This window comes from Microcystis sp. LEGE 00066 (genome assembly GCF_015207925.1).
Lineage (GTDB): Bacteria > Cyanobacteriota > Cyanobacteriia > Cyanobacteriales > Microcystaceae > Microcystis > Microcystis ichthyoblabe_A.
Map to the genome: position 1 here is coordinate 1 of NZ_JADEVX010000264.1, position 4,388 is coordinate 4,388.

Consider the following 4,388-nt stretch of genomic DNA (forward strand, 5'->3'; position numbering starts at 1 on the left):
AGAGGGAATGCTATCCATCTCGGAATGGTTGGCAAAATCCTCCAGTGTTTTTACTAAGAGTTGTCAAACAATCCGAAACTGGTTTGGAGAAATAATTAGTTATTTCGAGCGAAGGACAACGAATGGGGTGGTCGAGGGAATCAACAATAAACTTAAACTAATAAAAAGAAGAGGCTATGGCTTTAGAAACTTTCGGAATTTTTGGGTTAGAAGTATGTTATCTTGGCATCTTGTCTGTTGATTTAGCATAAAGAGTAACGAAGAGCCAGAATTTATCGCTCATCGACTTTTTAAATCAGTTGAAGAATTAGAATCTCTTTTACATCAACTTTATAAATGAAGGAGGTCTAATTATTAAGTGGGATCGCAAGTTGAAAAACAAGGGTAATTCTGTTAACGCAATTTAAATTACGAACAGCTTACTGCACACTTAAAACTCAAATCTGATAACTGATAACTGATAACTGATAACTGATAACTGTCTTACTCGGCTTTTACCAAACTCTGAGAGCGAATACAGGCCTGTTCCCAGCGACAATCGGGATTAACTTCCACTGGTTTGAGTCGCGCCCAGATTTCGCCTTGATCATCGGCATAAAAACTATCGATAATAGCAGGAATACGAGTACCAAAAGGTTCAGTAATCAGGACAGAATCGGTCAGATTAAATACTTCGCCATTAGCTCCCGTCGCTTTTTCGATTACGGGAATTTCTGCTTTGGGAATCGGTTTTCGGAATGGAGGAGCCGAATCGAAACGGGGACGGAGAGGAGATTTTATCTCGCTACTGACTGATTTTACCGTTTCTGCGGCTGGTTTTTCCTCAATTATTTCTGGAGGGGTTTCCGGGGGTTTGGGGGGTACTGCGGCTCTAGAACCCTTTTTAATAATTTGTAGAGGTTGTAGGGGAGGAGTGGTTTTAATTGGCTCTTCGGGAGGTTCAGGGGTGCTAGGGGTTTTCTTCGGGGGACGTGGCATGATACGACAAGGAAAATAAAAACTATAGGATTATTGAAGCATATCGAGCCGCTAACCCGCTCGACCAGTGCTTGTGTCAATTTTGCTGTGGCTAATTCTTCCCTGGATCCGGGCCAGATATCCCGCACTATAGCTATCTAGGAATTAGTCGATTCCCCTCTCCTCTCCAACTTATTGAAAAAACTTCTCATTAAGTATTGACAAAAATTCCTAATAAGCTTATAGTTATTTATAGTGTTCTCCTCTTAAGGATCGGCAGTGGAACCGCGCGGCAGTCTCTAACAATGCGGTTCCCATTTTTTTTTGGAACGATAGAAGGCTTTTAACGTCTCTAAACTTCTAGGTTTCCTCATCCTTTGGCTTTTATGAACGATAATTCCGACCTGTACCTCGATCATCTCACCCATGCGGATACTGTCATCACTGCTGAAATTGTCGAGCATGAGAGTCAATCAACAGATGAGACAGATTGGGCAGCTCTATCCTCTCATTTACGTCAACAAAATCAAGAATTACAAGCGGAGATCTGGCGACGGGAGCAAGCTCTGGCGGAACTGCGATCGCGGTTAGCCGAGCAACATCGTCGCTGGCAAAGTTGCGATACCCTAATCCAGCAGCAAAACGAGGAACTGCAATACGAAAAGCAACAATTACAGCGAGCTTTAGGAGAAATCGAACAGTATCGTCAAGCGGAACAACGGCAACCGATGATTATTGCCAATTTGACCGCAGAATTGACCCGCACGCGCCAACAATTAGCCCGTTTAGAGCGAGAATGTGCCTTAATTCAGGAAAGTTATCAGGAAAAAAGCCAAAAACTGTGCAACTATGACCAGCAATTGCAGGAATTACGCACCCGTCTCCAACGTCAGCAACGCTACACCCTCCAGTATAAAGCGGCCTTGGCCCAGTATTTCCAGCGCGGTAGCGATCGCAATTCTCCCCCAGATTTAGCCATTGTTGACAAGGCAGCTGCGATCGAGCCTTGGTCTCAGACAGAGAATCAAGAAAACGATGAAGTGGCTCCCATCGATGATTTTGTAGCGGAATTAGAGACTATTGAGCCAGTAGAATCCTTAAATAAGAAAGACAGGGATTGGCCCGCACCTATCATCTCTCCTTCCCCGAAATATTCCTCTTTTCGGGTTGATTTGCCCACTTTTATCAAATATCGCCAAGAAAAAGATAATTCTTGAACAACAGAAAGAGAGCCGGCGACTGTCCATGTTTCGTCTCGGCTCTCTATTCTGGTTCGCTCCTCACACTAATTAAAATCTATCATAAGCTGATGGTTTTGTCCACTAAATTTATAAAAGTTAATATTTTTATAGTTCCGTCATCGGCAGCAGTTGCCATTTTTGACGGAGAAGACGGTTAAGTAGTTTTTGACTGACGCTAATCAGGATTAATCTCGATCGCTGAATTGGGGCTGATTCTCCGATAATGCGACAGTTACGCTCAAAATTGAGCATCGCTTCGCACAAATTCGCAGTTAGGGGATAGAGTTTCTGGCCTTCCCAACAATCGCAAACGGTTAAAATTTGCAGGATTAAGGCTATTTCGGCGGGATGATGCCAGGATAATAGTTCTGACTCGGTTAATCTAATTTTTTCCCGATTGAGCAGTTGTAACAAACTAGAATAGCGAGCGTGGGTATATTGAAATAAAAAGAAAAATTCTCCTTCGGGATGGAGAGGAAGCTGATCGGAGAAAAATTTATCAATTGAATCGTTTAGTTTCAGTAACCAAAAGGACAAAAATTGCTGATCTAATAATAATTCTAGCCATCCTTCCCTAAGCTGAATTTGTGGAAAAAGGGCGATTAAATGGTTAAATATGGTTTGACATTGAGCGGGAGTAAAATAATAAAACAGAGGTGAACGATAGAGGATACTATCAGTTTTTAGGCAACGATAGAAAGTTAATTTATGGTTGTTTTCTGGAAAAAGATTAATTAATTGTTGTTTTAAACAATGCTCGATCGAGGGATGATTGCAGATAAAATTCATACTCAGAAGGGTAAACGTAGTTGCGTGCGCCCAAAACGTCCTCTAGATATTTCCACCAAATTGAGATGCACCCAAATTATCCCTATTCTTCTTCCTTCCACATAAACACCAGAAGAGCCGGTTTTCGGCTATTGTACTAGATATCTATGGGGGAAATCCAGATATATTCTAGAACGTGAGGTGTGGAAACTGAGGCGATTGCCCCTAAAAATGCCAGGTTTTTGAATGTGGACTCGTTGAACCAAGAATCCCGAAGCGCTGGGGTGGGAGTATCAATCGGATTCTCTCAGGAAACCCGCTTTCTAAATTGCAGTAAGATTGAGGGCATAGTATGGCAATTTCGTAGGCGATGAAGGCAGCAGCAGTTATTGAGCAGTACAAAAACGGGCGACGGGATTTCCGGGGGGAATCCTTGCGAGGTGGTAACTTTCGCAGTGCGGACTTAGCGGGGGCGGATTTCAGTGGTTGTGATATACGCGGGGCAAATTTTAGTCGGGCGAATTTGACGGGAGTGAAGTTTGCGGGGGCGAAGGCGGGATTGCCGAAGCGGTGGCTGCTGTTTTTGCTGGGGTTGGCTTTGGTGTTAATTGTGATTTCGAGTTTTTTCTCCGCCTTCGTCGGTTATATGGTGAGCTTAATTTTTTATTCCAATCCAGAAAACCAAGTTACTGGTTGGTTCACCTTAATTTTTCTCATCTCCACTTTCCACATCGCTTGGCGCAAAAATATTTTGACCGTAGCAGGAGCCTTCGCCTCAGTCGGAGTCTTCGCCTCAGTCGGAGTCTTCCTCGGAGTCAAAGTCGGAATTGTAGCCGTAGGCTTAGCCGGAGTCGGAGCCGAAACCGGAGCCCTAGCCGTAGCCCTAGCCGTAGCCCTAGCCGTAGCCGTAGCCCTAGCCGTAGCCTTCGCCGGAGCCGGAGCCGGAGCCGGAGCCCTAGCCCTAGCCGGAACCCTAGCCGGAGCCCTAGCCGAAGCCGTAGTCGTAGCCGTAGCCTTGACATTATTTTACTGTTGGCTCGGTTGGCTGACCCTTAAACAGGAAAGCCGCGATACTTGGTTGCGTAAAATTGTGATAGCCTTTGCTGCTATTGGTGGCACATCCTTTTTTCAAGCCAATTTAACCGCAACAGATTTGGCTCTTCGTTACTCTTTATGCTAAATCAACAGACAAGATGCCAAGATAACATACTTCTAACCCAAAAATTCCGAAAGTTTCTAAAGCCATAGCCTCTTCTTTTTATTAGTTTAAGTTTATTGTTGATTCCCTCGACCACCCCATTCGTTGTCCTTCGCTCGAAATAACTAATTATTTCTCCAAACCAGTTTCGGATTGTTTGACAACTCTTAGTAAAAACACTGGAGGATTTTGCCAACCATTCCGAGATGGATAGCATTCCCTCT

5 protein-coding genes and 2 pseudogenes are annotated in these 4,388 nt (G+C 44.0%); 4 read left to right on the plus strand and 3 right to left on the minus strand.

The features are described 5' to 3' along the window. Both IQ224_RS21935 and IQ224_RS24425 read left to right on the plus strand, forming a co-directional pair. Nucleotides 1–241 (plus strand): transposase (locus IQ224_RS21935; protein WP_194032751.1); only part of this gene is annotated, 241 nt, incomplete at its 5' end. Between the two features lie 27 nt (nt 242–268). Beyond that, nucleotides 269–407, plus strand: a pseudogene (locus IQ224_RS24425) (IS630 family transposase); the annotation flags it as partial. 76 nt (nt 408–483) lie between these two features. Here the strand turns inward: IQ224_RS24425 and IQ224_RS21940 are convergent. Beyond that, entirely contained in the window at nt 484–978 is a 495-nt protein-coding gene (locus IQ224_RS21940) for a hypothetical protein (RefSeq protein WP_002747045.1), read from the minus strand. Between the two features lie 365 nt (nt 979–1,343). Between IQ224_RS21940 and IQ224_RS21945 the strand changes: the two genes are divergently transcribed. Next, nucleotides 1,344–2,174 (plus strand): hypothetical protein, encoded by an 831-nt coding sequence (locus tag IQ224_RS21945; protein WP_036402330.1) that lies wholly within the window; start codon nt 1,344–1,346, stop codon nt 2,172–2,174. A 129-nt stretch (nt 2,175–2,303) separates the two neighbouring features. Here IQ224_RS21945 and IQ224_RS21950 read toward each other — a convergent pair whose 3' ends face one another. Further along, nucleotides 2,304–2,987: a DALR anticodon-binding domain-containing protein gene (locus tag IQ224_RS21950; RefSeq protein WP_002747048.1), complete on the minus strand. Its 684-nt coding sequence runs from the start codon at nt 2,985–2,987 to the stop codon at nt 2,304–2,306. Nucleotides 2,988–3,336: 349 nt separating this feature from the next. Between IQ224_RS21950 and IQ224_RS21955 the strand changes: the two are divergent. Beyond that, nucleotides 3,337–4,119: pseudogene (locus tag IQ224_RS21955) on the plus strand (pentapeptide repeat-containing protein); the annotation flags it as partial. A gap of 28 nt (nt 4,120–4,147) precedes the next feature. On the opposite strand, the gene IQ224_RS21960 reads toward IQ224_RS21955, so the two are convergent. Further along, a partial coding sequence (locus IQ224_RS21960; RefSeq protein ID WP_194032751.1) for a transposase occupies nt 4,148–4,388 on the minus strand: 241 nt, incomplete at its 5' end.

Excerpts from the sequence above, each read along its gene's own strand:
- IQ224_RS21940 (WP_002747045.1), bottom strand. The coding sequence starts at position 978 with ATGCCACGTCCCCCGAAGAAAACCCCTAGCACCCCTGAACCTCCCGAA.
- IQ224_RS21945 (WP_036402330.1), top strand. The coding sequence starts at position 1,344 with ATGAACGATAATTCCGACCTGTACCTCGATCATCTCACCCATGCGGAT.
- IQ224_RS21950 (WP_002747048.1), bottom strand. The coding sequence starts at position 2,987 with ATGAATTTTATCTGCAATCATCCCTCGATCGAGCATTGTTTAAAACAA.